The 25,623-nt window shown below is 73.2% G+C and carries 23 protein-coding genes; 12 read left to right on the top strand and 11 right to left on the bottom strand.

Annotated elements, in window-relative coordinates; all coding sequences use genetic code 11:
• Nucleotides 1-73 precede the first annotated feature (73 nt).
• The 3 genes from EDF38_RS15595 to EDF38_RS15585 form a co-directional block, all read right to left on the bottom strand.
• Nucleotides 74-310, bottom strand: coding sequence for a hypothetical protein (locus EDF38_RS15595; RefSeq protein WP_123356960.1), 237 nt, complete (start codon nt 308-310; stop codon nt 74-76).
• A gap of 374 nt (nt 311-684) precedes the next feature.
• Nucleotides 685-2,031 (bottom strand): LCP family protein, encoded by a 1,347-nt coding sequence (locus EDF38_RS15590; protein ID WP_123357099.1) that lies wholly within the window; start codon nt 2,029-2,031, stop codon nt 685-687.
• Between the two features lie 72 nt (nt 2,032-2,103).
• The gene (locus EDF38_RS15585; RefSeq protein WP_123356958.1) at nt 2,104-3,606 is read right to left on the bottom strand and encodes a hypothetical protein; all 1,503 of its coding nucleotides are present in this window, start codon (nt 3,604-3,606) and stop codon (nt 2,104-2,106) included.
• A 69-nt stretch (nt 3,607-3,675) separates the two neighbouring features.
• On the opposite strand from EDF38_RS15585, the gene EDF38_RS15580 reads away from it, so the two are divergent.
• A complete protein-coding gene (locus EDF38_RS15580; protein ID WP_123356956.1) occupies nt 3,676-4,059 on the top strand; it encodes a cupin domain-containing protein in 384 nt (127 codons plus the stop codon).
• A gap of 19 nt (nt 4,060-4,078) precedes the next feature.
• Here the strand turns inward: EDF38_RS15580 and EDF38_RS15575 are convergent, their stop codons facing one another.
• Nucleotides 4,079-5,176 (bottom strand): hypothetical protein, encoded by a 1,098-nt coding sequence (locus tag EDF38_RS15575; protein WP_123356954.1) that lies wholly within the window; start codon nt 5,174-5,176, stop codon nt 4,079-4,081.
• A 52-nt stretch (nt 5,177-5,228) separates the two neighbouring features.
• Here EDF38_RS15575 and EDF38_RS15570 point away from each other — a divergent pair, with 52 nt between their 5' ends.
• The 6 genes from EDF38_RS15570 to EDF38_RS15545 all read left to right on the top strand — a co-directional run bounded on the left by EDF38_RS15570 (nt 5,229) and on the right by EDF38_RS15545 (nt 13,461).
• Nucleotides 5,229-6,245: a LacI family DNA-binding transcriptional regulator gene (locus tag EDF38_RS15570; protein ID WP_158613408.1), complete on the top strand. Its 1,017-nt coding sequence runs from the start codon at nt 5,229-5,231 to the stop codon at nt 6,243-6,245.
• A gap of 215 nt (nt 6,246-6,460) precedes the next feature.
• Nucleotides 6,461-8,611, top strand: a complete 2,151-nt coding sequence (locus tag EDF38_RS15565; protein WP_123356950.1) for a beta-galactosidase — start codon at nt 6,461-6,463, stop codon at nt 8,609-8,611.
• Nucleotides 8,612-8,664: 53 nt separating this feature from the next.
• Complete coding sequence (locus EDF38_RS15560) at nt 8,665-10,020, top strand: ABC transporter substrate-binding protein (RefSeq protein WP_123356948.1); 1,356 nt, start codon at nt 8,665-8,667, stop codon at nt 10,018-10,020.
• Nucleotides 10,021-10,106: 86 nt separating this feature from the next.
• Nucleotides 10,107-11,069 carry a carbohydrate ABC transporter permease gene (locus EDF38_RS15555; RefSeq protein ID WP_123356946.1) on the top strand — a complete coding sequence of 321 codons (963 nt, stop codon included), beginning with the start codon at nt 10,107-10,109 and terminating at the stop codon, nt 11,067-11,069.
• A complete protein-coding gene (locus EDF38_RS15550) occupies nt 11,066-12,031 on the top strand; it encodes a carbohydrate ABC transporter permease (RefSeq protein WP_370275641.1) in 966 nt (321 codons plus the stop codon). Before EDF38_RS15555 ends, EDF38_RS15550 begins: the two co-directional genes overlap by 4 nt.
• A gap of 152 nt (nt 12,032-12,183) precedes the next feature.
• Entirely contained in the window at nt 12,184-13,461 is a 1,278-nt protein-coding gene (locus EDF38_RS15545; protein ID WP_123356944.1) for an MFS transporter, read from the top strand.
• Here the strand turns inward: EDF38_RS15545 and EDF38_RS15540 are convergent.
• On the bottom strand, nt 13,445-14,035 hold the full coding sequence (locus EDF38_RS15540) for a TetR/AcrR family transcriptional regulator (protein ID WP_123356942.1): 591 nt from the start codon (nt 14,033-14,035) through the stop codon (nt 13,445-13,447). The genes EDF38_RS15545 and EDF38_RS15540 overlap by 17 nt on opposite strands.
• Nucleotides 14,036-14,222: 187 nt before the next feature.
• On the opposite strand from EDF38_RS15540, the gene EDF38_RS15535 reads away from it, so the two are divergent.
• Entirely contained in the window at nt 14,223-16,742 is a 2,520-nt protein-coding gene (locus EDF38_RS15535; RefSeq protein WP_123356940.1) for a beta-glucosidase, read from the top strand.
• A 107-nt stretch (nt 16,743-16,849) separates the two neighbouring features.
• Here EDF38_RS15535 and EDF38_RS15530 read toward each other — a convergent pair whose 3' ends face one another.
• A complete protein-coding gene (locus EDF38_RS15530; protein ID WP_123356938.1) occupies nt 16,850-18,382 on the bottom strand; it encodes an MFS transporter in 1,533 nt (510 codons plus the stop codon).
• Between the two features lie 93 nt (nt 18,383-18,475).
• On the opposite strand from EDF38_RS15530, the gene EDF38_RS15525 reads away from it, so the two are divergent.
• Nucleotides 18,476-19,189 (top strand): TetR/AcrR family transcriptional regulator, encoded by a 714-nt coding sequence (locus tag EDF38_RS15525; protein ID WP_233572496.1) that lies wholly within the window; start codon nt 18,476-18,478, stop codon nt 19,187-19,189.
• Between the two features lie 38 nt (nt 19,190-19,227).
• On the opposite strand, the gene EDF38_RS15520 is transcribed toward EDF38_RS15525, so the two are convergent.
• Nucleotides 19,228-20,115 (bottom strand): NAD(P)-dependent oxidoreductase, encoded by an 888-nt coding sequence (locus EDF38_RS15520; protein ID WP_123356936.1) that lies wholly within the window; start codon nt 20,113-20,115, stop codon nt 19,228-19,230.
• 125 nt (nt 20,116-20,240) lie between these two features.
• Nucleotides 20,241-20,873, bottom strand: a complete 633-nt coding sequence (locus tag EDF38_RS15515; RefSeq protein WP_123356934.1) for a hypothetical protein — start codon at nt 20,871-20,873, stop codon at nt 20,241-20,243.
• 161 nt (nt 20,874-21,034) lie between these two features.
• Between EDF38_RS15515 and EDF38_RS15510 the strand changes: the two genes are divergently transcribed.
• Nucleotides 21,035-22,765 carry an endo-1,4-beta-xylanase gene (locus EDF38_RS15510; protein WP_123356932.1) on the top strand — a complete coding sequence of 577 codons (1,731 nt, stop codon included), beginning with the start codon at nt 21,035-21,037 and terminating at the stop codon, nt 22,763-22,765.
• A gap of 52 nt (nt 22,766-22,817) precedes the next feature.
• Complete coding sequence (locus tag EDF38_RS15505) at nt 22,818-23,342, top strand: hypothetical protein (RefSeq protein WP_123356930.1); 525 nt, start codon at nt 22,818-22,820, stop codon at nt 23,340-23,342.
• Here EDF38_RS15505 and EDF38_RS15500 read toward each other — a convergent pair whose 3' ends face one another.
• Entirely contained in the window at nt 23,343-23,882 is a 540-nt protein-coding gene (locus EDF38_RS15500) for a putative immunity protein (RefSeq protein ID WP_123356928.1), read from the bottom strand. It abuts the gene before it with no gap.
• A 175-nt stretch (nt 23,883-24,057) separates the two neighbouring features.
• On the opposite strand from EDF38_RS15500, the gene EDF38_RS15495 reads away from it, so the two are divergent.
• Nucleotides 24,058-24,558 (top strand): GNAT family N-acetyltransferase, encoded by a 501-nt coding sequence (locus tag EDF38_RS15495; RefSeq protein ID WP_123356926.1) that lies wholly within the window; start codon nt 24,058-24,060, stop codon nt 24,556-24,558.
• 97 nt (nt 24,559-24,655) lie between these two features.
• Here the strand turns inward: EDF38_RS15495 and EDF38_RS16005 are convergent, their stop codons facing one another.
• Together EDF38_RS16005 and EDF38_RS16000 are read right to left on the bottom strand one after the other, a co-directional pair.
• Nucleotides 24,656-24,826, bottom strand: coding sequence for a hypothetical protein (locus EDF38_RS16005; protein WP_158613407.1), 171 nt, complete (start codon nt 24,824-24,826; stop codon nt 24,656-24,658).
• 506 nt (nt 24,827-25,332) lie between these two features.
• Nucleotides 25,333-25,485: a hypothetical protein gene (locus tag EDF38_RS16000; protein WP_158613406.1), complete on the bottom strand. Its 153-nt coding sequence runs from the start codon at nt 25,483-25,485 to the stop codon at nt 25,333-25,335.
• Nucleotides 25,486-25,623 lie beyond the last annotated feature (138 nt).

Raw genomic sequence — 25,623 nt, 5'->3', positions numbered from 1 at the left:
TTGCACCGTCGGGACAGGGGGTGTGGTGCGGGTCCGGGGGTGCGGCGCGGGCAGAGGCGCGGGGCGCGCCCGGTCAGGCGACGGCGCCGGTGAGCGCGGCGATGCCGAAGCCGAGGCCTGCCAGCGCGATGACGGCGCCCCCGATCATCATCAGGCCGGGCGTCTGCGTGTGCGGGCCGACGTAGACGCCCTGTTCGCGGCGGTGCCGACGGGCAGCATCGGAGATGTGCTGCCGGAAGACGACGAAGCACACCCCGAAGACCACGAACAGCGGGGAGAAGATCAGGGCGGCGGTCTGGGTCTCGGTCACGGGTGGGTCCTCTCGGGGGGTGAGGCGCGCCTCCGGCGGGTGCTCACCACGAGGCGGGCAGGGGCTGGCCGGGAGCGGCCGGCGACTCGACGAAGACGCTGAGGGTGCTGACGCCGGCCCCCATGGTCCACCGGCGTCGCCGCCCGATGCGGGTCCAGCCGCGGGGCAGGGAGCGGTCGGCAGGGATCGGGGCCGGGGTCGGGCGCGGGCGCCGACGGCGGCGGGACGTCGTCGTCGGGTCGGCTCACGGGGGCGACGGTAGTCGCCCCGGCCGTGGCGTCGCGGCGTGCCGGCGGGTGGGATGCGGGCGGTCCTCTCGCGGCCGTCGCCGGGGACGGGGTGGTGCGGCGGGGCCGTCGCGCCTGGACCGTGCCTCAGCCGCGGCCGTAGCCGACGGAGCAGGTCTGCTGGGCGGCCGACTGGCCGGAGAGGCCCTCGAGCGGCTCGGCGGCCGGGTCGCTCGGCGCGGGTGCGCCGGACTCGGCGGGCGTGCCCGGCAGCGTCGGGTCGGCAGACGGGTCGGCCGACGCGTCGGGCGCGGCCGGGTCGCCCGGCGTGGCCGGCGGCGCCGTGGCGGCGGGGTCGAGCGTGGTGCCGAGACCGGTCGAGTCGCCGGCCAGCACCACGGGCTCGTCGGCCGCGAGCTTCGCCATGAGCACGTCGGCCTGCGACGTGATCGGCACGACCTTGCCGGGGTAGGACGGATCCTCCGTCGTGCCCGGGTACTGCACGAACGTGACCGCGGCGAGGTCCATGTCGCGGAACACCCGCGCCATCGCGATCATCTGGTCGACGTCCGTCAGCGACGACGACAGCGTGATCGTCTTCGCCGCGACGTTCGCCAGCGAGTACAGCGTCGGGATGCTCGTCAGGGTGCCGTCCGACTTGACCTTGCGCAGCAGCGACGAGAGGTACGCCTGCTGCCCCGAGATGCGCGCCAGATCGCTGCCGTCGCCCACGCCGTACCGCGTGCGCAGGAACTTCAGGGCGTCGTCGCCGCTCAGGGTCTGGACCCCCGCCTCCAGGTCGAGGCCCGAGTCGGGGTCGCGCACCGGGTCGGCGAGGCAGACGTCGACCCCGCCGATCGCGTCGCTGATGCCCCGCACGCCCGCGAACGTCAGCACGGCCGCGTAGGGCACGTCGAGGCCGGTCAGCGACTCGACCGTGTCGGCGACGCAGGCGAGGCCGCCGCGCGCCATCGCCGTGTTCATCGGCGCCGCCGACCGCGCGGCGGACGTCTCGCCGGTCACGGGGTCGGTGCACTCCGGGTGGGCGACGATCAGGTCGCGCGGGATGCTCACGGCGGTCGCGTTGGTGTGGTCGGCCGAGACGTGCAGCAGCAGGTTGAAGTCGTTGAGGGTCGCGTCGCGCTGGCCGAAGGCGGCCTGGTCCTGGCCCTCCTCGTTGTCGGCGCCGACGAACAGGACGTTGAACCCGCCCTCGAGCTCGTCGACGGCGGGCAGCGGGGTCGCGTCGCCGCCGTCGTTGGCGGTCAGGTCGACCGAGTTGCCCTGGATCTGCCGTGCCACGTCCCAGGTCGCCCAGGCCGCGATCGACACCGAGCTCACGAGCACGACGCCCACGACGACCGCGCCGCCCTCGAGAGCCGTCAGCCACGCGGGGTGCCGCGGCAGGCGACCGTGGCGGGCAGCGGGGCCGGGTGCGTCCGCGGACGCGGGAGGCGCCTCCTCGTCGGGGCGTCGCCCCGGCCAGCCTCGCACCACGCGCTCCACCCCCGTCGGCGGCCCGGTCGCGGGCCTCGGGGAATTCTCGCACGAGCGCCCGAGCGAGGCTCAGATGTCGAGCACGCCGTCGACGGCCTGCGAGCGCGGGGGCAGGGCGGTGGCGACGTCCTCGTCGAGGTGCACCGTGACGTACTGCCACTCGAGCGGACGCCCCGTCTCGTCCGACACGCGGTAGCGCCGCCGCAGCCGCAGGTGCGGCATCGACCGGTGCTCGAGGCTGACGACGAGCTCGACGTCGGGCCACTCCCCGACGACCTCGACCCGCACGTCGCGGTACTCGCTCGGCGCGCGCCGGAGCCCCGGGTGCTCGCGGGTCCAGAGGACGACGGGCTCCCCGAGCCCCTCGAAGACCGCGGTCAGGCGCGCGACGGCCGCCGCGTGGGCCGTCTCGTCGCCGCCCCAGGGGGCCCAGCGCGAGCCGTCGACGCCGACGAGGTCGAGACGGCCCGACCAGGAGGCGCGGGCCGACTCCCGCACCTCCTCCTCCCGCTCCCAGGCGGCCGGGTCGTGCTCCGGCGCCGGCTCCGTCGCCGCGCCGACCGTCACGATCTCCTCCGGCAGCCCGGCCGACACGTCGACCCGCACCTCGCGCGGCTCGTACACGACGTCCCACCCGCCCCAGCGGCTCGCGACCTGCCGCGGCCCGGTCGGGTGGAACCGCACGACGAGCTCGTCGCCCTCGCGGCGGACGCCGTCGGCGAGGCGGTCGACCCGGACCTCGGCCCGGCTGCCGTCGGGGCGGACGAGGGCGAGGACGGTCGACGGCGTCGGGCTCGGCGGCTCGGCGTCGGCGACCGGGTCGTCGGGGTCGTCGGGGTCGTCGGGGAACTCGATGCCGTCCGGTCCGAGGCGGAGCGCGAGAGCGTCGTCGCCGCTGCCGGCGGTGAGGAACCAGCCGGCGGTCGCGACGACGGAGTCGTCGTCGGGGTCGCCGTCGGGGTCGTCGTCCGCCGACCATGTCAGGTCGGGGTCGTCGGGTGCGCGGTGCCGGGTGTCGGCCCGCGCCTCCTCGTCGTCCGCCGTTCCGGCCTCGGGCCAGAACGGGGTCTCGGGCACCCACGGCAGCGTCTCGGGGTCGGGCTCGACCCCGTCCGAGCCGCCCTCGGCGACGTCGCCGTCACCGGGGTCGTCGTCGCCCTCGAACGGCAGCCGCCCGGACCACTCGAAGGCGTCTCGGGCGTCGCCGAGCCACAGCCCGTCCTGGTCGGCGCCGAGCACGTGCCGGTCGCCGAGCGCGACGACCGTGACCACTGCGTCGAGCCCGACGTGGACGGCCACGGGGTGGGGTGCGACCGAAGGCGCGTCGTCCGGCACCTCGGGGCGGTACACGACCCATGCGCCGGTCGGGGCGGGCACGACCTGCGCCTCGCCCGGGGCGTGGTCGCCGAGCGGGGCGTCGGGCCACGTGGCCCAGCGCACGGCGGCCTCCGAGTCCGCGGTCGCGCCGCCGGCGACCACCGCGGCGACGGGTCGGGCGGCGTCGGGGACGATCGTCACGTCGCCGACCACCACGACGTCGGCGGGGCGGAGCGGGTCACGGGGCTGCGTCATCCCGCCAACCTAGGGCTCCGGCCGGTCGGGCCGCCGCGAGCGCGGGGGCCGGGCGGGCAGGATGGGCGCATGACACCTCTCTCCGGCATCGACGTCGCGTCCGAGCTCGCCCAGGTCGAGCGTCACTGGACGCCCCGGGTCGTCGGGCGGGTGAACGACCAGTACGTCAAGGTCGCGAAGCTGCTCGGCGAGCTCGTGTGGCACGCCCACGACGCCGAGGACGAGATGTTCCTCGTCGTCTCGGGGCGCCTCCGCATCCAGCTGCCGGACGACCAGGAGGTCGTGCTCACCCCGGGCCAGTTCCACGTCGTCCCCCGCGGCGTGCAGCACAACCCCGTCGCCGACGAGGAGGTCGAGATCGTGCTGATCGAGACCGTCACGACCGCCCACACCGGCGACGTCGTCGTCGAGGGCACCGTGCCGGTGGAGCAGCAGGTCGGCGGGTTCCGGTGACGGGCGGGGGCAGGGCGGCCTAGACGCGCCTCCAGGTCAGGATCTCGTCGACCTCGTCGTCGGACGACCAGTGCTCGGCCTCGTCGGCGACCGTGACGTCGTCGGTGAGCCAGTACGTCTCGTCGGGGTTCCAGCCCGCGAGCACCGTCGCGCCGCCGGGGACGTCGACCGCCTCGCCTGAGGCCGCGAGCCATCCCTGCACCGACACGTGGACGGCGTCGAGCTCCTCGGCGACGCGAGGCCAGTCGGGCACGGACCACGGCACGTCGCGGCCCGTCGACCGGAACCAGTCGCCGCGGTGCGCCGACGTGGCGTCCCGGGGCCAGCGGGCGACGAGGTCGGCCCAGTCGGCGGCGGTGTGCACCTCGTGCACGCGCGGCGGACGGGTCGGCGTCAGCCGCCGGAGGAACGCCTCGTGGTCGCCGAAGCCGTCCTCGACGAGCTCGAGCTCGACCGATCCGAGGCCGCCCACGCGCCGCGTCGACGAGTGCGGCGACGCCCATTCGTCGACCGCCGGGCCGTGGTTGTGGGGCGCGGACCACCAGCTGCCGCTCGACGACCGCCAGGCGGAGGCACGGCCCCGCGGCGGGGCGTTCTCCCGGTCGTGGTTCGCCGACCAGTGCGCGAGCGTCTCCGCGACCGGCCCCGGGCTGCTGTTCGGCACGACGCGACCGTCGCGCACCGGCGTCGTCACCCACTGGGCGTCGAGGTCGACGTCGCTCCCCCACCAGGCGGTGGCCGGCGAGGCGAGGACGGCCTCGGCGACCGGCAGCAGCGCCTCTCGCACCCGGGCGTCGGCGGTGACGGCGTCCTCGACGTGCGGCGCCTGCCAGGGCATCGCCGAGTCGACGGCCGTCGCGAGCGCGGGCAGGAACCGCAGCGGGTCCGCCCAGCCGGCCAGCGCCTCCGTCGGGACGGCCGCGAGCCGCTGGGCGAGCCGGTCGACCTGCCCCGACGGCGTGCGGAAGGTGCCCGGCAGGGCGGTGGCCTCGCCCACCCGGGACCTCAGGTCCCAGACGAGGGAGGCGGCCTCCGGGTCGAGCTCGGTGGCCACGGCCACGCAGAGGGTGCGGAAGCGCGCGCCGGCGAGCAGGTCGACGGCGGAGGGACGGGTCATGGGAGGAGTGTTCCACGACCCGCGGCCCGCGCCCGACCTCTACGCTCGGTCCATGCCCGACGCCACCATCTACGACGTCGCGAAGCGCGCGGGCGTCTCGCACCAGACGGTGAGCCGGGTGCTGAGCGGCTTCGAGGGCATCCGGCCCGCGACCCGCCAGAAGGTCGAGGCGGCCCTCGCCGAGCTCGAGTACCGGCCGAACTCGGCGGCGCGGTTCCTGCGGCTCGGACGGACGAACCGCATCGCGCTGCTCGCCGACAACATGCAGCAGACGGGCCCGGCCCTCACGATCGCCGGGGCGACGAAGGCGGCGCGCGACCTCGGCTACGTCTCCGACATCGTCTCGATGGACGGCACCGACGAGGACAGCATCCGGGACGCCCTCGACCTCGTCCTCAGCCAGCAGATCGCCGGGATCGTGCTCATGGCCCAGACCGCGGTGGCCCGCGAGACGATCGCCCGACGCGACATCACGGTGCCCGTGGCGCGCGACTTCGGCCTGCTGCTCGAGGACACCGACGAGACCCTCAACGAGCACGCCGGCCGCGAGGCAGGCCAGCACCTCGTCGACCTCGGCCACCGCCGCGTGGCCTACGTCGCCGGGCCCGCGCAGTGGCTCGCGGCCCGCGAGCGCCTCGACGGCTTCACCGCGGCCGTCGCCGGGGGCGGCGGGCAGGTCGTCGACGTCGTCCCGGGCGACTGGTCGGCCGAGTCGGGCTGGTCGGCCGGGCGGCGGCTGGTCGCGGAGCACCGTCTCGCCGACGAGGGCCGCGCGCTGACGGCGGTCGGCGTCGCGAACGACGCCATGGCGATGGGCCTCATCGCCGCCTTCACGGCCGCCGGGGTCTCGGTGCCGGGAGACGTCAGCGTCGTCGGCATCGACGACTCCCCCGAGGCCAAGTTCATGGTGCCGCCGCTCAGCACGGTCGAGCTCGACTTCCGGTTCGAGGGGGAGCACGTCGTCACCTCGCTCATCTCGCTCATCGAGGGGCGGGCGACGGACCAGACGCTGCGGCTGCCGGCCCCTCGGCTCGTGCGGCGCGCCTCCACGGGGGCCGTCGGCGACTGAGGGGCGCCGGTGCCAGAGCGCTCGGGCGGGGCAGGGCGGGGCGAGGGGGCAGGCGGGCAGCGCGCCCGCCGAAAGTGGCTCTTGCGCGCCGCCCCGGGCTCGGCTAGCTTCTCTCCCAGCGCCGATGTTATCGACAACATCCGCGCCGCCCGCCGCGGGAGATCGCGGCAGACACCGCCGGTCGACGACGACCGGCACGAGAGAACAGGTCGACGATGACGTCAGCACCCGCCCACTCCGGAGTCCTCTTCGGCGCCGCCTACTACGCCGAGTACCAGCAGGCCGGCACCCTCGACCGCGACCTCGACCTCATGGTCGAGGCGGGCTTCACCGTGATCCGCGTCGGCGAGTCGGTCTGGTCGACCTGGGAGCCGCGCGAGGGCGAGTTCGACCTCGACTGGCTGCAGCCCGTGCTCGACGGGGCCCACGCCCGCGGCATCTCGGTGATCCTCGGCACGCCGACCTACGCCGTGCCGCCGTGGCTGCAGGTGCTCCACCCCGAGATCGCCGCCGAGCGCACGACCGGTCAGCGCGTCGGCTGGGGCGCCCGCCAGGAGATGGACCAGAGCCACCCCGCCTACCGCTTCTACGCCGAGCGCGTCGTGCGCAGGGTCGCCGCCCGCTACGCCGACCACCCCGCGGTCGTCGGCTGGCAGGTCGACAACGAGCCCGGCAACGAGCTGCCCCGCAACGACCAGGTCTTCGCGCGCTTCGTCGCGTGGCTCGAGCGCCGCTACGGCTCGGTCGAGTCGCTCAACGACGAGTGGGGCCTCGTCTACTGGTCGCACCGCCTCACCGAGTGGTCGCAGCTCTGGCGCCCCGACGGCAACGTGCAGCCGCAGTACGACCTCGAGTGGCGCCGCTTCCAGGGCGAGCTGGCCGACGAGCTGATCGCGTGGCAGGCCGACGTGGTGCGCGAGTACGCCCGAGACGAGCAGTTCGTCACGACCTGCATCTCGTACGCCCGCCCCCAGGTCGCCGACGACCGCCTCGTCGAGAGCCTCGACGTCACCGCCGGCAACCCGTACTACAAGATGCAGGACGGCCTCACCCGCGGCGTCGAGGTGCAGCGCGAGGCCGGCTGGTGGCACACGGGCGTCTGGGCCCTCCACCAGTGGGGCGACCGGGCGTTCTCGTCGGCGCAGGCGCCGTTCCTCGTCACCGAGACGAACGCGCAGTCGATCGGCGGCCCGTGGCAGAACCACCCGCCGTTCGACGGGCAGATCAAGCAGGCCGCCCTCGCGCTCGTCGCCCGCGGCGCCCGCATGGTCGAGTACTGGCACTGGCACACGCTGCACTTCGGCGTCGAGACCTACTGGGGCGGCGTGCTGCCGCACAGCCAGCGTCCCGGACGCATCCACCGCGAGGTCGCCGCCCTCGGCGCCACTCTCAAGGCGGTAGGAGGCGCGGTGGACGGATTCCTCCCTGCCAGCGACGTGCTCATGCTCTGGTCCACCGACACGAAGTGGTCGTTCGAGGGCTACCCGCCCCTCGCCCTCCCCGACGGCGGGCCCGACCCCGACTCGTACCTGCACCTCTTCGACGCCCACTACCGCGGCCTGGCCGAGGCCGGGGCGCAAGTGCGGATCCAGCACGTGGCGCAGTTCCTCGCCACCGACCCCGCGACCGTCGCCGCCGAGCACCCCGTGCTCGTCGTGCCCGGCCTCTACGTCGCCGACGACGCGACCCTCGAGGCCCTCGCGGCCTACGCCGAGGCGGGCGGCCACCTCGTGGTCGGCGTCCGCACCGGCTACGGCGACGAGCTCGCCCGGGCCCGTCGCGACGTCGCCCCGGCGGTCCTCTCGGGCCCCGCGGGCGTCTGGTACGAGGAGTACACGAACCTCGACGAGCCGCTCCTCGTGCAGTCGGCCGACGCCGACGCCGACGCCCCGACGATCGAGCTCGAGCCCGGCTCGGCCGGCACGCGCTGGGCGGACGTGCTCGTCGTCGAGGAGGCCGAGGTCGTGCTGCGGTTCCCGGCCACCGAGGTCGGGGCCGACGCCGTGATGACGACCCGCGCCTCCGGCGCCGGTCGCGTCACCTACGTCGCCACGGTGCCGAACCCCGAGCTGTCGCGCAGCATCGCCCGCTGGCTCGTGCCGGCGACGGCGGTGCGCGCCTGGGCGGCGACCGACACGGTCACCGTCACGACGGGCAGCCGCCCCGAGTCCCCCGACCTGGCGTTCGTCTCGAACTGGTCGGCCCACGAGGCCGCCGTCACGACGCCCGCCGCCGTCCGCGACCTCGAGACCCGCGAGGTCGTCGCGGCCGGCACCGCCGTCACCCTCGCCCCGCGCTCGGCCCACGTGTTCGAGCTCGTCGACGACGACCAGGACGACGACGACGCGACCAGCGTCACCCCCTAGCCCCCGCTCCCTCCCCTTCCGCCACACCCCCACCCCTTCGAGGAAGAACTGTCATGAAGAGAAAGAACACAGCAAAGGCGCTCGTGTCCCTGGCGCTCGTGTCGGCGTTCGCGCTGACCGCGTGCGCCCCGTCCGGCGGCTCGGCGGACGGCGGCGGCACCACCGCAGCCGTCTCGCAGGCCGACATCGACAAGGCCATGGACACCCCGACGACGATCACCTTCTGGACCTGGGTGCCCGACATCCAGAAGGAGGTCGACCTCTTCGAGGCCAAGTACCCGAAGATCACCGTCAACGTCGTCAACACGGGCACCGGCACCGTGCAGTACCCGAAGCTCCGCACGGCGCTGAAGGCCGGCAAGGGCGCCCCCGACGTGGCGCAGATCGAGTACCAGTACATCCCGTCGTTCCGTCAGACGAAGAGCCTCGTCGACCTCACGCCCTACGGCGGCGCCGACCTGAAGGACGAGACCGTCGACTGGGTCTGGAACCAGGTCGCCGACGACACCGGCGTCTGGTCGGTGCCCCAGGACTCGGGCCCCATCGGCAACCTCTACCGATCCGACATCTACCAGCAGGCCGGGCTCACGGAGGCGCCCGCCACCTGGGACGACTTCGCCAGCGACGCGCAGACCATCAAGGACAAGACCGACTCGTACATCTCGAACCTGCCCGGCAACGACCCGGGCCAGGTCGTGAGCCTCTTCTGGCAGGCCGGCGCCAAGCCGTTCTCGTACGACGGCGACAAGACGGTCGGCATCGACCTCGACTCCGCCGACACGCAGAAGGTCGTCACCTTCTGGCAGGACCTGATCGACAAGGACCTCGTCTCGACCGACGCCGACTTCACCGACTCCTGGTACCAGGGCTTCTCGTCGGGCAAGTACGCCAGCTGGCAGACCGCCGCCTGGGGCCCCGTCTTCCTGCAGGGCACGGCCGCCGACACGGCCGGCAAGTGGACCGCCGCGAAGATCCCGCAGTGGGAGGCCGGGGACGACGTCTCGGGCAACTGGGGCGGCTCGAGCGACGCCGTGATCGAGGGCACCGAGAACCCGATCGTCGCGGCCGAGTTCAGCAAGTTCCTCAACACCGACGCCGAGTCGACGCTGAAGTTCGCGAACGAGCAGTTCCTGTTCCCGACGACGACCGACACCCTGACGAGCCCCGAGTTCACCGACACCGCGTCGGACTTCTACGGCGGCCAGAAGGTCAACGAGCTCTTCGCCGGCATCTCCGACACGGTCAGCACCGACTTCCAGTGGCTCCCGTTCAACGACTACGTCTACTCGAGCTTCAACGACACCCTCGGCAAGGCGATCGCCGACCACTCCGACATGTCCGCCGCCCTCACGGCATGGCAGGACGACGTCACCGCCTACGCGAAGCAGCAGGGCTTCACCGTCAAGTAGCGCTCACGGCGCCTCCCGTCGCCCCCGGTCCCGCCCCGCGCGGGCCGACGGCCTCGGGAGGCGCCCCCAGCCCGGCAAGGAGCCCCATGTCCACCTCCGTCACCCCCCGTCGCGACGCACCCCGCGTCTCCACGTCCTCCCGTCAGCCCGCGACGCCGCGGCGCACCAGCTCGCTGCACCGCCCCCAGCTCATCGCGGCCTGGGCGCTGGCGATCCCGTTCCTCATCGTGTTCGCCGGCATGTTCCTCGTGCCGCTCGGCTACGCCGGGTACCTCAGCACCTTCACCTCGCAGCTCGTCGGCGGCCAGGTCTTCTCCGGCCTCGCCAACTACCAGCGCGCCCTCAGCGACCCGAGCTTCTACGCGGGCCTCGGCCGGGTGGCGCTGTTCCTCTTCGTGCAGGTGCCGATCATGCTCGTGATCGCCCTCTTCGTCGCCCTCGCGCTCGACACCGGCAAGGTCGCTGGCAGCAAGTTCGTCCGCCTCGCCGTCTTCGTGCCGTACGCGGTGCCCGGCGTCGTCGCGACGCTCATGTGGGGCTACCTCTACGGCCGCGAGTCGGGCCTCATCGCGCAGGTGCTGACGAGCGTCGGCATCGCCCCGCCCGACCTGCTCTCGCCGCAGAACGTGCTCGGCAGCACCATGAACATCGTCAGCTGGGAGTTCATCGGCTACAACATGATCGTGCTGTACGCGGCGCTCCGCAGCGTGCCGACCGAGATGTACGAGGCCGCCGAGATCGACGGCGCCGGGCCGTGGCGGGTGGCGTGGAGCATCAAGATCCCCGCGATCCGCTCGGCCATCCTGCTGACGGTCATCTTCTCGGTCATCGGGTCGTTCCAGCTCTTCAACGAGCCGAACCTGCTCTACAGCATCGCGCCGAACGCCATCGGCTCCGACTTCACCCCGAACCTCTACGCGTACAACGTCGCCTTCCGCAACCAGGACGTCAACTACGCCGCGGCGATCGCGTTCCTGCTCGGGTTCCTCATCATGATCATCAGCTACGTGGTGCAGCTCGCCACCTCGCGCAAGGAGCGACTCTCGTGACGATCGCACCCGCCCCCGTCGACACCGCCGGAGCCACGGCGACCGACCGGCCCGCCCGCCGTCTCCAGAGCGCCGGAGGCGCGGGTCGGCGACGCCCGCGACGTCGCGTCGAGCGGTCGAAGAAGAAGGCGCCGATCCTCACCGTGATCCTCTGGATCACGCTGGCGTACTTCCTGCTGCCGCTCGTCTGGCTGGCGGTGCAGGCGACGAAGACGAACGCCGACATCTTCAGCACGTTCGGCCTGGCGTTCGGGCGCACCTTCGCGCTCGGCGACAACGTCGCGCAGCTGTTCACCTTCCAGGACGGCATCTTCCTGCACTGGATGGGCAACACGATCCTCTACGCCGTGGCGAGCTCGGTCGGGGCCGCGATCCTCGCGACCATGTGCGGCTACTCGCTGGCGAAGTACGTGTTCAAGGGCCGGTCGTTCGTGTTCGGGCTGATCCTCGGCGCCGTCATGGTGCCGCTGACCGCCCTGGCGATCCCGACCTACCTGCTGTTCAGCGCGGCGAACCTCGTCGACACCCCGTGGGCGATCATCCTGCCGTCGCTGGTCAGCCCGTTCGGCGTCTACCTCATGCGCGTCTACGCGTCGGAGGCGGTCGACGACAGCCTGCTCGAGGCGGCCCGCATCGACGGGGCCGGCGAGCTGCGCATCTTCCTCACCATCTCGTCGCGGCTGCTCGCGCCGGGCGTGGTCACGGTGCTGCTGTTCGCCCTGGTCTCGACCTGGAACAACTACTTCCTGCCGCTGATCATGCTCAACGACCCGAACCTCTTCCCGGCGACGGTCGGCCTCGCCCAGTGGCAGCAGGCGGCCACGGGCGGCGGCGGGGCGCAGGTGCTCTTCTCGACCGTGCTGACCGGGTCGTTCGTGTCGATCCTGCCGCTCGTCGCGGCCTTCCTCTTCCTGCAGCGGTTCTGGCAGTCGGGCCTCAGCGCCGGCGGCGTCAAGGGGTAGCCGGTCGAGGACCGCACGCGGAGGGCTCGCCGGGAGGCAGGCCCTCCGTCGCGTCCGAGACGACACATGACGCGCAACTCTTGACATCTCGGCCTCGTCGGGTACAGTCACCAACGCCTAGTGCAGCTAGGTTTTTGACTCGAGGAGGCGTCATGACCGCGACCGGTCCCGCTGGTGAGACCGTGCTCACCCAACCCGTCAGCACCGTGCGAGTGGGCAAGGGCTACCTGGCCGCGCTCGGCTTCGCGCAGTTCGGCCTGTTCGTGGCCCTGCTGGCGCCGGTGTTCGTGAGCATGCAGCTCAAGGCCCAGCAGCTGGCGCCCGACAGCCCCGAGACGCTCATCGGCCAGGTGCTGCCGATCGGCGCACTCGGCGCCCTGATCGCCAACCCGCTGATCGGCGCGCTCAGCGACCGCACCCGCACCCGCTGGGGCCGGCGCCGCCCGTACCTCGTCGGCGGCGTCGTGCTGCTGACCGTCGCCCTCGCGCTCGTCGCGTTCTCGCCGGACCAGCTCAGCCTGACGCTCGCCTGGCTGCTCGCCCAGGTCGCCGCCAACGCCGTGCTCGCCACCCTGATCGCGAGCTTCGCCGACAACGTGCCCGAGTTCCAGCGCGGCCGGGCGTCGAGCATCATCGCGCTCGCGCAGAACGTCGCGATCCTCGCCGGCCTCTACCTCGCGGTCTTCCTGGTCGGCAACCTGCCGGTGCTGTTCGTCCTGCCGGGCGTCCTCGCCGTGGTGCTCGTCATCGTCTACGCGATCGTCGCCCGCGACGACCTGCCCGAGTACGAGCTCAAGAAGTTCACGTTCGTCAACCTGGTCAGCTCGTTCTGGACGAACCCGTTCAAGAACCCCGACTTCGGCCTCGCCTGGTGGTCGCGGTTCCTGATCACGCTCGGCACGTTCATGTTCACGACGTACCGCCTCCTCTACATGCAGGACCACCTGGGCATCGAGGACGTCGCCGAGGCCACCGCCGCCGTCGCGTTCGGCGTGCTGCTCTACACGATCGCCCTGCTGGTCAGCGCAGCCGTCTCGGGCTGGCTCAGCGACCGCACCGGCCGCCGCAAGGTCTTCGTCGCCGGCTCGACCCTCGTCTTCGCCGTCGGCCTGGTCATGCTCGCCCACGCCGAGACGGTCACCGGCTTCTACGTCGCCGAGATCGTCATGGGCTTCGCCTACGGCATCTACGCCGCCGTCGACACGGCCCTCGTCGTCGACGTGCTGCCGAACGCCGACCGCCCCGGCAAGGACCTCGGCGTCATCAACATCGCCAACGCCCTGCCGCAGTCGCTCGCCCCGGCGCTCGCGCTGCTGCTGCTCGGCGTCGGCAGCGCCGACAACCAGAACTACGTGCTGATGCTCTGGGGCGCGGGGCTCGTCACCGTGATCGGCGCGGTCGCCATCGTGCCGATCAAGAAGGTGCGCTGACCGCGCTCCGCAGCGCGAGCTCCCACACGAGCCGCACGTGCGCGGCCATGTCGGTCGTCGGGTCGAGCATCCACTGCAGCTGCATCCCGTCGCTGACGGCCATCATCACGCCGGCCAGCTTCTCGACGTCGACGTCGTCGGGCATCTCGCCGCTGGCCTGCCGCCGGCGCATGGTGTCGGTGAGGCTCGTGCGGAAGCGCACGTAGCGCTCGGCGAACCAGGCGTGGGCCGGGTGCGACGCGTCGCTCGTCGCGGCGGCGGCCATGCTCGTGAAGAGCTGCACCATGCCGGGCGTCCGGGCGTTGTCCGCGATGACCGTGAGGAACTGGTCGATGACGTCGAGCCCGTCCATGCGCGCCGCGGCCTCCTCGTCGCGGACGGTGAGGATCGAGAGGAAGAGCTCCTCCTTGCTGCCGAAGTGGTGCAGCAGGCCGGCCTGGGTGAGGTCGACCGCGTCGGCGAGCTCGCGCACCGAGGTGCCGCGCATGCCGTTCCGATCGACGACCTCGAGGGCCACCCGCAGGATCTCCTCGCGCTTGGCCACGCCCTTCGCGTACGAACCCCGTCGTGTCATGCCGCACAGGCTATCGGCGGTGGGCGGGTCCGCCGCGCCGCGCCGTGCCCCGGCCGCCCCGCGACCCGGCGCCGGGCCGCCCCGGGCCACCCGGGGCCCGTCCGCGAAAACCTAGTCGTGTTCAGTGTCGGGTGGTAGCGTCGAGCCAGGCGGCGCCGACGAGGGCCCGCCCCGACCTGGAGGCACCGTGGCCAACACCACCACCCCGACCGACACCGAGCTCGCCGCGGACGGCGGCACCGCGACCGGGAGGCCGGCGGTCTCGCCGGACGACCCGCGCCTCCTCGACCTCCTCCAGCGCCTGACGCTCGAGCAGAAGGTGCAGCTGCTCACCGGCCGCGACTTCTGGACCAGCTGGCCGATCGAGGAGATCGGCCTGCGCCGCATGCTCTTCTCCGACGGCCCCTCGGGCGTCCGCGGCGAGACCTGGGACGAGCGCAGCCCGTCGCTGAACCTGCCGAGCGGCACGGCCCTCTCCGCGGCGTGGGACACCTCGATCGCGCGCCGCTACGGCCACGCCTCGGCCGTCGAGGCCCGCCGCAAGGGCGTCGACGTCGTGCTCGGCCCGACCATCAACCTGCACCGCTCGCCCCTCGGCGGCCGCCACTTCGAGGGCTTCAGCGAGGACCCGCTGCTCACCGCCGACCTCGCCGCCGCGTACGTGGCCGGCGCGCAGGAGAACGGCGTCGGCGCGACCCCGAAGCACTACGTCGCGAACGACTTCGAGACCGAGCGCTTCACGGCGGACGTCGTCGTGAGCGACCGCGCGCTGCGCGAGCTCTACCTCGCCGCGTTCGAGAAGAGCGTCGTGGAGGCGCGGGCCTGGCTGGTCATGTCGGCCTACAACTCGATCAACGGCACCACCGCCTCCGAGAACGACCTGCTCGAGACGCCGCTCAACAGCGAGTGGGGCTTCGACGGCGTCGTCATCAGCGACTGGACCGGGGTCCGCTCGGTCGACAGCGCGAAGGCCTCGCAAGACCTCGCGATGCCCGGCCCTGTCGGCGCCTGGGGCGACGCGCTCGTCACGGCCGTGCAGGCGGGCGAGGTCTCGGAGGAGGCGATCGACCGCAAGGTGCTGCGCATCCTCACGCTGGCCGCCCGCGTCGGCGCGCTCGAGGGCTTCGAGGGCGTCCGGCCCACGTTCGTCGAGGACGGCGTCGCCTTCGCCCGCGAGGCCGAGGCCGCCGGGGCGGTGCTCGTCGCCAACGACGGCATCCTGCCCGTCACGCCCGGCTCGGTGCGGAGGATCGCGGTCGTCGGCGACAACGCCGACCGCGCGCGCACGCAGGGCGGCGGCAGCGCCACCGTCGTGCCCGAGTCGGTCGTGAGCCCGATCGAGGGCATCCGCGAGGCGTTCCCCGACGCCGAGGTGACCTGGTCGGTCGGCGCCGTCGTGCAGGAGGGCGTGGCCGAGCTGCCCCTCGCCGAACTGACGAACCCGGTGACGGGCGAGCCCGGCGTGCACGTGTCGTTCCTCGACGAGGCGGGTGCCGAGATCTACACCGAGGAGCGCCGCGCGACCTCCTTCGTCTACATCGGCGGCGACGCCCCCGTGACGAGCCTCGGCGAGTTCGTGGCGACGACGACCTGGACCCCGTCGGTCAGCGGCCGCGTGCGCCTCGGCTTCGCGTCGATCGGCGAGGCGACCTTCGTCGTCGACGGCGACGAGCTCTTCACGGCGTCGGTCGCGGCCGAGGGCGACGAGCTCGGGGCGGCGCTGCTGGCGCCGCCGAGCGAGTCGCACCCGCTCGACGTCGAGGCCGGCCAGACGGTCGACCTCACCGTGCGCTTCCGCAAGGCGAAGGCCAGCGGCGAGTCGTTCGACGGCGCGATGATGTTCACGTTCGGCCTCGACGCCGACGACTCCGACCCGCAGGCGCTCATCGACGCCGCCGCGGCCGAGGCGGCCGACGCCGACCTCGTCGTGCTCGTCGTCGGCACGAACAGCAAGGTCGAGTCGGAGGGCTTCGACCGCTCCACGCTCGCGCTGCCCGGTCGCCAGGACGACCTCGCCCGCGCCGTGCTCGCCGCGAACCCGCGCACGGTCGCCGTGGTCAACGCCGGCTCGCCGGTCGAGCTGCCCTGGCGCGACGACGCCGCCGCCGTGCTGCTGACCTGGTTCGGCGGGCAGGAGTACGGCCACGCCCTGACCGACCTGCTCACCGGCCTGGCCGAGCCCGGCGGGCGCCTGCCCACGACCTGGCCGGCCGCGGCCGCCGACGTGCCCGTGATCGACGTGACGCCGCGCGACGGCGTCGTCGCCTACGACGAGGGCATCCACGTCGGCTACCGCGCCTGGCTGCGCGCCGGCACCGAGCCCGCCTGGCCCTTCGGGCACGGCCTCGGCTACACGACCTGGCAGCAGTCGGGCATCAGGGTCTCCGACACGGTGAGCGCCGGAGGCGTGGTGACGGTCTCCGTCGACGTCGCCAACACGGGCGCCCGCGCGGGCAAGCACGTGGTGCAGGTCTACGCGTCGCGCCCCGAGTCGCACGTGGACCGTCCGGCCCGGTGGCTGGTCGGCTTCGCGCCCGTGCTGCTCGACGCCGGTGCCTCGGCCACGGTCGAGGTCACGGTGCCCGCCCGGGCCTTCGCCGACTGGCGCGACGGCGCCTGGGCCCACGAGCCCGGCGAGTTCACGCTGCACGTCGGCACCTCGGTCGCCGAGCTGCCGCTGACGGCGACGACGGAGGTCGTGGGCTAGCGCCCGCCGGCCCCGCCGCGCACGGAGCCCCCGCCGACGCCGCTCTCGCGGTCGTCGACGGGGGCTTCGTCCGTGACGACGCGGGTGCTGCGGGCGCCGACCGGCGGCTAGTGCGCGACGACCGGCTCGGGCACGGCCGAGTCGGGGTCGCCGACCGGCTGGGCGCCCGCGGCGGCCTCGGCCCGGGCCCGGGTGTCGGCCTTGGTGCGAAAGAGGGTCACGGCGAGGACGGCGCCGAGCGCGAAGAAGCCCGCTCCGTAGAGGTAGGCCGTGGCGTAGCCGTGCACCGCCGCCTCGGCAGCCGTGCGGGCGTCGGCGGGCAGGTGCGACGCCAGGTAGCCCGTCGTGGCCGTGGCGGCGAGGGTGTTGAGCAGCGCCGTGCCGATCGACCCGCCGACCTGCTGGCCGGTGTTGACCATGGCCGAGGCGACCCCGGCGTGGCCGCGGTCGACGCCGAGGGTGGCGGTCTGGATCGACGCGGGCATGATCGAGCCCATGCCGAAGCCGAGCACCATGAGCGCGGGCAGGACGTCGTGGGCGTAGGTGCTGTCGAGCCCGAGGCGGGTGAGGTAGAGCATGCCCGACGCGCCGAGCACCATGCCGAACGGCACCATGACCTTCGGCCCGAAGCGCGGCACGAAGATGTTCGTCGACAGCTGGGCGGCCAGCACGAGCATGCCGATCATCGGCAGGAACGAGACGCCCGTCTGGATCGGCGTGTAGCCGAGCGAGGTCTGCAGGTAGTACGTGACGAAGAGGAAGATGCCGAACATGCCCGCGCCGGCGATCGTCACCGACAGGTAGGCCGCGCCGCGGTTGCGGTCGAGGATCACGCCGAGCGGCAGGAGCGCGTGCGTCGCGCGGCGCTGCCAGACGACGAACGCGGCGAGCAGGACGGCCGCGGCGGTGAGGAAGCCCCACGTGAGCGGCGAGTCCCAGCCCTCGGTCTCGGCGTTCGAGAACCCGTAGACGAGCGAGAAGAGGGCGGCCGAGACGAGGATCGTGCCGGGCACGTCGAGCTTCGGGCGGGGGCCCTGACGCGGCGCGGTGTGGAGGAAGAGCACGGCGCCCACGACGGCGACGATCGCGATGACGACGTTGATGTAGAGGTTCCAGCGCCAGTCGAAGTTCTCGGTGAGGACGCCTCCGAGCAGGAGCCCGATCGCGCCTCCGGCCCCGGCGATGGCGCCGAAGATGCCGAACGCGCGGGCGCGCTCCTTCGGGACGGTGAAGGTGGTCGTGAGGACGGCGAGGGCCGTCGGGGCGAGCAGCGCGCCGAACGCGCCCTGCAGCGCCCGGGCGGCGACGAGCAGGCCGAAGCTGCCCGCCGCGCCGCCGAGGGCGGAGGCGAGGGCGAAGCCGACGAGGCCGATGACGAAGGTGCGCTTGCGGCCCATGAGGTCGGAGAGGCGGCCGCCGAGGAGCAGGAGGCTGCCGAAGGCGAGGGAGTAGGCGGTGATGATCCACTGCCGGTCGCCGTCGGAGAAGCCCAGGTCGGCCTGGGCGCTCGGCAGGGCGATGTTCACGACGGTGGAGTCGAGCACGACCATGAGCTGGGCCAGGGCGACGGTGGTGAGGGTCCACCAGCGGCGGGACGCCACGGCGGGACGGCCGCTCGTGGCAGGTGAGATCGAGGACATGCGGGGGACTCTATACGGTTCCTCCCAGTTTCGGAACTACCCAGTTTCGGAATGGGCGGCCTAGAATGGGGCGGTCGACGAAAGGGGCAGGCGATGACGCATGTCGAACCGACCGCGGCGGTCATGCACGACTCGGGGCGCGACGCTGCGCCCGAGCTGGCGCCCGACGCCGTGCCCGAGCTGGCGCCGGTGAAGCTGGGCCGCAAGCGCGACCACTCCCGTGACCCCGAGATCCTCCAGGCAGCGATCGACGTGCTCGCCGAGACCGGCTACGACCGGATGACCATCGAGATGGTGGCGACGCGGGCGAAGGCCGGCAAGGCCACGCTCTACCGGCGCTGGGCGTCGAAGAGCGACCTCGTGATCGACGCCGTCGCGTGCATGAAGGCGGCGCCCGGGCCCGGGAGCACCGCCTCGCTGCCCGACACGGGCACGCTGCGCGGCGACCTCGTGGCGATGATCCGGCCGCACTCGATCCAGGACAACGAGAAGAAGCTCAAGGTCATGGCGGGCATCGTCTCGCTGCTCGCCCACAGCCCCGAGCTCGCGGCGGCGGTCAACACCGCGATCGTCGAGCCGCGCGTCGAGATCAACCGTCGACTGCTGCAGCGGGCGATCGACCGCGGCGAGATCTCGGCCGACGTCGACGTCGAGGGGCTCGCGCTCATCTCGCCGTCGATGGTCGCCTACCGCACGCTGATCATGAAGCAGCCGGTCGACCGGGCCTTCTTGCTCGGCCTCATCGACGGGGTCGTGCTGCCGGCCGTGGGGCTGCAGGCGCCGGGGGGCGAGCGCGCGGAGGCGTGAGGCCGGGTCGCGTCGGAGCTGAGCGACGAGGCGCGACCTCAGTCGCGCGCCAGCCGGCGCCCGTCGGCGTCGAGGTGGTCGCGCCACGAGCGCTTCGCCGTCCAGCCCAGCAAGCGCTCGGCCTTCCCCGTCGAGATGCCCGACGAGTCGACGCGGTCGAGCTCGCGCAGCTCGACCTGGTCGCCGTGGTGCTCGCGCAGGGTCGCGGCGAAGTCGTGGCCGCCCGCGTTGTCGGCGGCGGCGATGTAGAAGACCTCGTGGCCGGGCAGGTCGGACTCCGCGGCGAGCAACAGGGCGTCGGCGAGGTCGTCGGCGTCGATGTAGCTGCCGAAGTTCGCACTGTCGGGCGACGCCTCGCGCACCTGCGGGCCGAGGTTCTCCTCGTAGTTGCTGTCGTCGTGCACCGTGCTCGGACGGATCGAGATCGCGCGCAGGTCGGAGCGCCGCACGGCGGCGTCCATCAACTGCTCGCCGAAGGCCTTCGAGAGGGCGTAGGGGTCTTGCGGGTGGAGCGGGTGCTCCTCGTCGACCGGCACGTAGTCGGGCAGGAACGGCCGCTCGGGGAAGAAGTTGCCGACGATGCTCTCGCTGGAGACGTTGACGAAGCGGGGCACGCCGAACCGGACCGCCGCCTCCACCAGGTTGAAGGTCGACATGAGGTTCGTCTGGAAGACGACGTGCGCCGGGTTCGCGGTCGGCTGCGGGATCGCCGCGACGTGGACGACGACGTCCGCGCCGGCGACGACGGCGTAGGCCGAGCCCGCGTCCGTGAGGTCGGCCATCATGTAGCGGCCCGGCACGACCGCGCCCGCGTCGAAGACGGGCCGCACGAGGTCGACCCCGAGCACGTCGTGCCCCGCGTCGACGAACCGCTGCACGGCGGCGCGGCCGACCTTGCCGCGTGACCCGGTGATGACGACCTTCATGTTGTGCTCCCTCGCGTGACGACCTGCGACGCTACGCCGCGGGCGGGCTGCCGGGCGGGCTGCCGGGCGGGTGCTCGGCCGCAGTGCCGGACCTCGCTCGAGAGGGTCCAGCGCCGGACGACCCCCTACCGGTCGTCGAGCAGCCCGGGGACGAAGGTGATCTGGCCGGCCGGCAGGGCGACCTCGACCGTCTCCCCTGCCCGCGAGACGACGACGTCGCCGTCCGCGAAGGGAGTGCCGTCCGCCATCGACGCACCGCCCGTCCGGAGCGGCTTGATCTCGAGGCCGTGGCGCTCGTAGAGGGTGATGCTCGACTCGTCGAACGTCACCTCCCGCGCGACGTACTCGCGGCCGTCGATCACCCCGAGGGAGGTGTACTGCACCGCTCCGGAGAAGACGAGGACCAGCCAGGCGAACGGCACGGCCACGAGCGACGCGAGCGCCAGCACCGCCCGGAGCGCGTAGCTGCGGGCCCGGCTCAGGGCCGTGTGCGGGGAGCGGGACCGCCGCCGCGCATCCGCGACGAGGGCCGCGAGGCCGGACGAGGCCCCGCCGACGACCCCAGACAGCAGCAGCAGACGCGTATCGTCGAGGGAGAACACGAGGTAGGACCGGTCCCTGGCGGCGAGCGCCAAGAACGCGAAGACGAGGCCGCAGACGGCGGCCGTGCCCACGAGGACCCTCAGCGACCACGACGGCCGCTCGTCGGCGACGGAGCCGACAGAGGCGTCGGAGGTCGTGTCGCGGGCGGGATGCACCGTCTCATCCTGAGCCGGGTCGCCCGCGCACCGCATCGGCCGCCGTGACGACGCGCCTCATCCCCCGAGCGGACGCGGCCGACCGAGGGGTGCTCGGCCCACCGACCTTCAGCTCCGACGACAGCCGACCCGCGGAGGCGCGCTTCTGTACCGTGTGCGGAATGAGCAGCACGACGTCTCGGCGAGCCACGCGGCCGAGGACGCTCCCGGTCACGAGCGCGATGGTCGCCCTCCTCCTCGCCCTCACCGGCTGCACGTCGACGACCGAGCCCGACAGGCCGAACGGGTCGGACGAGCCCGAGACCGTCATCGACCTCCTCCAGCAGGACTGGCAGCACGTCCCGGGCGTCACCCCCGACGGCGCCGAGCTGCGGGTGACGGCGACCGGCCGCAGCATCGTCGAGCAGGACGGCGGCGGCGGCCAGCCCGACCCGCCGGTCGACCTCGCGGGGACGCACCTGGTGGGCGTGGGGGACTTCTCGCTCCGCGCCTCCTTCTCGGACGTGACCGCCGACGCCACCCTGGCCGTCCTCGACAGCCCGCCCGTGATCGCCGACGAGTTCCGGCTCGAGCCCGCGGGGCTCCGGCTCACCCTCCGCGGCGACGACCTCGGCGTCGCGGTCTTCGACGGGTCTCCTCCGCAGGACGTCATCGACCCCCGGCCCGCGGAGGACGAGCACGTGACGCTCGACGACCCCGAGGCCGAGCTGTCCGTTCACCGCCAGGGCGACCAGCTCGAGATCGCGAGCGACGACACGACCGTGGCGACCCTCCCCCTCGGCGACGTCTTCGAGTCGGGCGAGCTGTGGCTGGGGCTGTCGAGCGCCGACGGGTCGTTCACGGTCGACGGGCTCACGGCCTCGGCGCCGGGGTCCGCCCTGGCAACCGCCGGCCCCGTGGCCGCCGACGCCGGCCCCTCCCCCGACGGCCTGCAGGCCCTCGCCGCCCGCACGCGCCCGGACTTCCTCGTCGGCGCGGCCGTCGCCCTCGGCCCGCTCGCCTCCGACGAGGACTACGCAGACGCGTTCGTCGGCGAGTTCGGCGCCCTCACCCCCGAGAACGCGATGAAGGCGCAGGCGCTCTCCCCCCGGCAGGGCGAGTACCACTTCGAGGAGGCCGACGCCCTCCTCGACCTCGCCGAGAGCAAGGGCATCGCGGTCCACGGCCACACCATCGCCTTCACCGAGGCGATGCCCCGCTGGATGCGGGAGCTCCCCACCGACACCGACGCCGACCGTCAGGCCAGTGCCGAGGCGCTACTCGACTACGTATCGACCGTCGTGACGCACTTCCGGGGCCGGCTCGACTCGCTCGACGTCGTCAACGAGCCGTTCGACGTCGACCAGGGCACCGACCTGCAAGACAACGTGTGGAGGCGCGTCTTCGGCCAGGGCTACCCGGTGGTCGTCTCGCAGGCGGTCCACGACGCCGACCCGGAGGTCAGGCAGTTCATCAACGAGAACGGGGCCGACGTGCCGGGGCCGCGTCAGGACGCCCTGCGCCAGCTCGCCCTCGACACGAACGCGCAGGGCGGGCACATCGACGGGGTAGGCCTGCAGGCCCACGTCTACGACCTCGGCACCGACGCGATCTCGGCCGACGACCTCGCCACGACGTTCGCCGCCTTCGAGGACGCAGGCCTGCTCGTCCGCATCTCCGAGAACGACGTCACCGACGCCGAGGGCGAGGACGCGCAGGCGGAGCAGTTCGCCACGGTCGCCGGGGCCTGCCTCCGCTCGGAGACGTGCGTCTCGTACACGACGTGGGGAGTGGACGACCGCTACGACTTCTTCGTCGACGACGACGGCCTGCAGCAGGGCCACGACCTCCTGTTCGACGACGGCGAGCCGACCCCGGCGTACGACGCGGTGTGGGAGGCGCTGGCCGGCTGACCGACGGACGCCCGTGACCAGTAGCGTGACGGACGACAGGCCGGGGGGACTGATGGACGAGACGAGCGCATCCGACGACCACGTCGAGGAGGCGGCGGCACCGACGGGATCGGAGCCGGCCCCGACGGGTCGGCGGCCGACCATCGTCGCCACCTTCCTCAAACGGGGCGCCGGACAGGGCGTGCTCGTCGGCGCCGTAACGGGCTTCGTCGGCTTGCTCGTCGGACTGCAGGCCGGGGCCGACTCCGCCGTCCTCGCCCCGGGGCAGGCGGGGCTCCCCATCGTGTTCGCGATCATCGCGGGCTTCGTCGGCCTGCTGGTCGGGCCGATCGTCGGGCTTCTCGCCGCGGGGGCGTGCCTGTACGTGCGGGAGTCGATCGAGGGCTCGTCCCTCGCCGTCCGCACCGCCACGATGGCGACCGTCGGAGGCGTCGTCGCCGGAGCCTGCGCCGGCCTCGGAGCCCTGATGGTCAGCCACCTGGTCGGGTCGGCCACGGGGTACGTCGTCGTGGCGACGGTGCTCGGAGCACTCGCGGCGGGCCGCACCGAGCGGGTCTGGACGCGGCGTCAGGGCTGATCAGGCGCCTCCGGAGGGCTGGAGGGCTGACTGGAGACGGCGGATGTGCGGGCCGAGCAGGCCGGTGGTGAGCAAGCCGGGGCCGAGGGGGCCGGAGGAGTCCTCGCCCAGCGACGGCAGCTGGCGGAGGGCGTCCGCGACGGGCTGGCTCATGCTCGCCAGCTGCCAGGCGAGCTCGGCGGCGCCGCCCTGCCCGGGGGCGGCCAGCTCGGCGGCCTGGGCGGCGTAGGCGGCGGCACCGAGGGCGTGTGCTCCCATGTGGGCGACGCCGGAGGCCTGGCCGGCTGCCCGGGCGGCCGCCTTCCCCGCCGGTGACGTCGCCGCGGCGGCTGCTCGACCGGCGGCGAAGCGCCGGCGGATCTCGCCGGCCGCGTCGAGCTCGCCGCGAGCGAAGGACCGGGTGCGCTCGATGCCGTCCCGGGCGCGGTCGTCGCCCGGGACCTCGGCCTCGAACAGGGGCAGGACGCGTTCCGCGCAGTCCGCCGCCCACGCGGCGACGACGCGGCGATCGGCCTCGCTGAGGGCCTGCGCAGACGGCATCTACTTGCCGCGACGACCGCGTTGCTCGGCGCGGAGGACGAGGCAGAGCCCGACGAACGATGCTCCGAGCACCAGCGGGGCGACGTAGTAGATCACCGCCTCAGTGTGCCCCCGCGGGCCGGGCGCGTCGAGGCCGACGGCTGTCGCCGGCCCGATCTGCTCGTAGATTCGTCGAATGGACCCCCGCATCCGACTCGCCCGGCCCGACGACGCGAGTGCGCTCGAGGCGATCGAGAACGAGGCGGACCGGCTCCTGACCGACTTGCTGCAGCCCGACGCGTGGCCCCCGGCCCCGGCCGGCAGCACCCGGCTCGCCGAGCCCGGCTTCGTGCTCGTGGTCGAGCTGCCGCCCGGTGAAGTCGCCGGCTTCGCCCACGTGCTCGAGGCCGGCGGCGTGTGCCACCTCGAGCAGCTCTCGGTCGGGCCGGCCCACGCGCGCCGCGGGCTGGGCCGGAGGCTGCTCGACGCCGCGAAGGACCACGCCCGGCAGCGCGGCCACAAGCGGATGACGCTGCGCACGTACGCCGACGTCCCGTGGAACGCCCCCTTCTACGAGACGGCCGGCTTCGCGGCGGAGGAGCCGACGACGCCGTTCCACCGCTCGCTCATCGACGAGGAGGCGCGGCTCAGCCTGGACCGCCTCGGTCGCCGCCTCCAGATGGCCGCCCCGCTCTGATCGGTGATGATGGGTGGAGCGGGAGGGGCCTGGTTCGAATAGGTCCCTCCCGTCCTGTGTCACTCGCTGTCGGTGCGGGTGAGGGTGTCGACGAACGTCACGACCTCGGGCCGGTGATGGTCGCCGTGTGGGCGAGTTCCCACCCCTTCCGCGCGAACGTCGAAAGGTCCGAGTCGCCCTCGCCCAACTTGCGGAGCTGGCGCTGCAACTCGCCCACACCTGTGACCGGAACGAGCGTGGTCACGGTGGTGATCTGCTGCTTCTGCATTTGCTTCCTCTCCCTCTCGTTTTTTGCCGTGAAGGCGGTTTTCCGCCTTAGCGACCGGAGGGCGCAGTGCAACCCGAAGGGCGGCAGAGGAGAGAATTTCGGCGCGAAATAAGGGAGCCCCGCGACCGCGTGCCGAAAATCTCGGAGGAGCCGGTGGCGCAGCCACTTGAGGGGAGACCCGGAGGTGGCTACGAGGGAGCGCAGCGACCGAGCCGCCGAAGGCTTCACGGCAAAATGCGGTGCCCGAAGGGCATTGAGCGCCGCACAGCGGCTCCCCGGGAGCGCAGCGACTCCCCCGGACCGTGTAGCGGGCCGTTCCCCTGGGCCGGCACCGGACTCGAGAACGGTCTGCGCGCACGAAGAAGCCCCCGCCCGGCTGGGGGGAACCGGAATGCGGGGGCTGCTGCTGCCTAGCGGATTAGGGACCGCCCGGCAGCTCTCAGCCAGCTCGGGGGGAAGCTGACCGGAGCCAAAGCTACGCGCGGCCCCTGACGGCTCTCTCGGGCTCAGTAGGGAGCGACCGAGGTCACGATGCGATCCTCAGGGAGCGTGGCGCGCACCTGGTCGATCGCGTCGGCCGGCGTCGAGGCGCCTGTCTCGACGGCGACGGCCTCGGCACTCGTGTCGCCCTTGGGGCGGTGCCTGACGAACCAGCTCATGACCGGGCGCTACCCGCGGTCACGACGGCCACTCGTCCGGCTCGGGGGTGCAGCCGGCCCGTGAGGGCCGACTGCTCGGCCTCGTGCTGGATCATCCACACGACGGCGCTGTTCAGGCTGCCCTCTCGTCGTAGCCAG

This window comes from Frigoribacterium sp. PhB160, from assembly GCF_003751785.1.
GTDB lineage: Bacteria > Actinomycetota > Actinomycetes > Actinomycetales > Microbacteriaceae > Frigoribacterium.
This window is presented reverse-complemented; position numbering and strand designations above follow the sequence as displayed.

Bases quoted from the DNA above. Each gene is read 5' to 3' on its own strand.
- EDF38_RS15585 (WP_123356958.1), bottom strand. From the start codon at position 3,606: ATGACGCAGCCCCGTGACCCGCTCCGCCCCGCCGACGTCGTGGTGGTC.
- EDF38_RS15580 (WP_123356956.1), top strand. From the start codon at position 3,676: ATGACACCTCTCTCCGGCATCGACGTCGCGTCCGAGCTCGCCCAGGTC.
- EDF38_RS15575 (WP_123356954.1), bottom strand. From the start codon at position 5,176: ATGACCCGTCCCTCCGCCGTCGACCTGCTCGCCGGCGCGCGCTTCCGC.
- EDF38_RS15570 (WP_158613408.1), top strand. From the start codon at position 5,229: ATGCCCGACGCCACCATCTACGACGTCGCGAAGCGCGCGGGCGTCTCG.
- EDF38_RS15565 (WP_123356950.1), top strand. From the start codon at position 6,461: ATGACGTCAGCACCCGCCCACTCCGGAGTCCTCTTCGGCGCCGCCTAC.
- EDF38_RS15560 (WP_123356948.1), top strand. From the start codon at position 8,665: ATGAAGAGAAAGAACACAGCAAAGGCGCTCGTGTCCCTGGCGCTCGTG.
- EDF38_RS15555 (WP_123356946.1), top strand. From the start codon at position 10,107: ATGTCCACCTCCGTCACCCCCCGTCGCGACGCACCCCGCGTCTCCACG.
- EDF38_RS15545 (WP_123356944.1), top strand. From the start codon at position 12,184: ATGACCGCGACCGGTCCCGCTGGTGAGACCGTGCTCACCCAACCCGTC.
- EDF38_RS15540 (WP_123356942.1), bottom strand. From the start codon at position 14,035: ATGACACGACGGGGTTCGTACGCGAAGGGCGTGGCCAAGCGCGAGGAG.
- EDF38_RS15530 (WP_123356938.1), bottom strand. From the start codon at position 18,382: ATGTCCTCGATCTCACCTGCCACGAGCGGCCGTCCCGCCGTGGCGTCC.
- EDF38_RS15525 (WP_233572496.1), top strand. From the start codon at position 18,476: ATGACGCATGTCGAACCGACCGCGGCGGTCATGCACGACTCGGGGCGC.
- EDF38_RS15520 (WP_123356936.1), bottom strand. From the start codon at position 20,115: ATGAAGGTCGTCATCACCGGGTCACGCGGCAAGGTCGGCCGCGCCGCC.
- EDF38_RS15510 (WP_123356932.1), top strand. From the start codon at position 21,035: ATGAGCAGCACGACGTCTCGGCGAGCCACGCGGCCGAGGACGCTCCCG.
- EDF38_RS15505 (WP_123356930.1), top strand. From the start codon at position 22,818: ATGGACGAGACGAGCGCATCCGACGACCACGTCGAGGAGGCGGCGGCA.
- EDF38_RS15500 (WP_123356928.1), bottom strand. From the start codon at position 23,882: ATGCCGTCTGCGCAGGCCCTCAGCGAGGCCGATCGCCGCGTCGTCGCC.
- EDF38_RS15495 (WP_123356926.1), top strand. From the start codon at position 24,058: ATGGACCCCCGCATCCGACTCGCCCGGCCCGACGACGCGAGTGCGCTC.
- EDF38_RS16005 (WP_158613407.1), bottom strand. From the start codon at position 24,826: ATGCAGAAGCAGCAGATCACCACCGTGACCACGCTCGTTCCGGTCACA.
- EDF38_RS16000 (WP_158613406.1), bottom strand. From the start codon at position 25,485: ATGAGCTGGTTCGTCAGGCACCGCCCCAAGGGCGACACGAGTGCCGAG.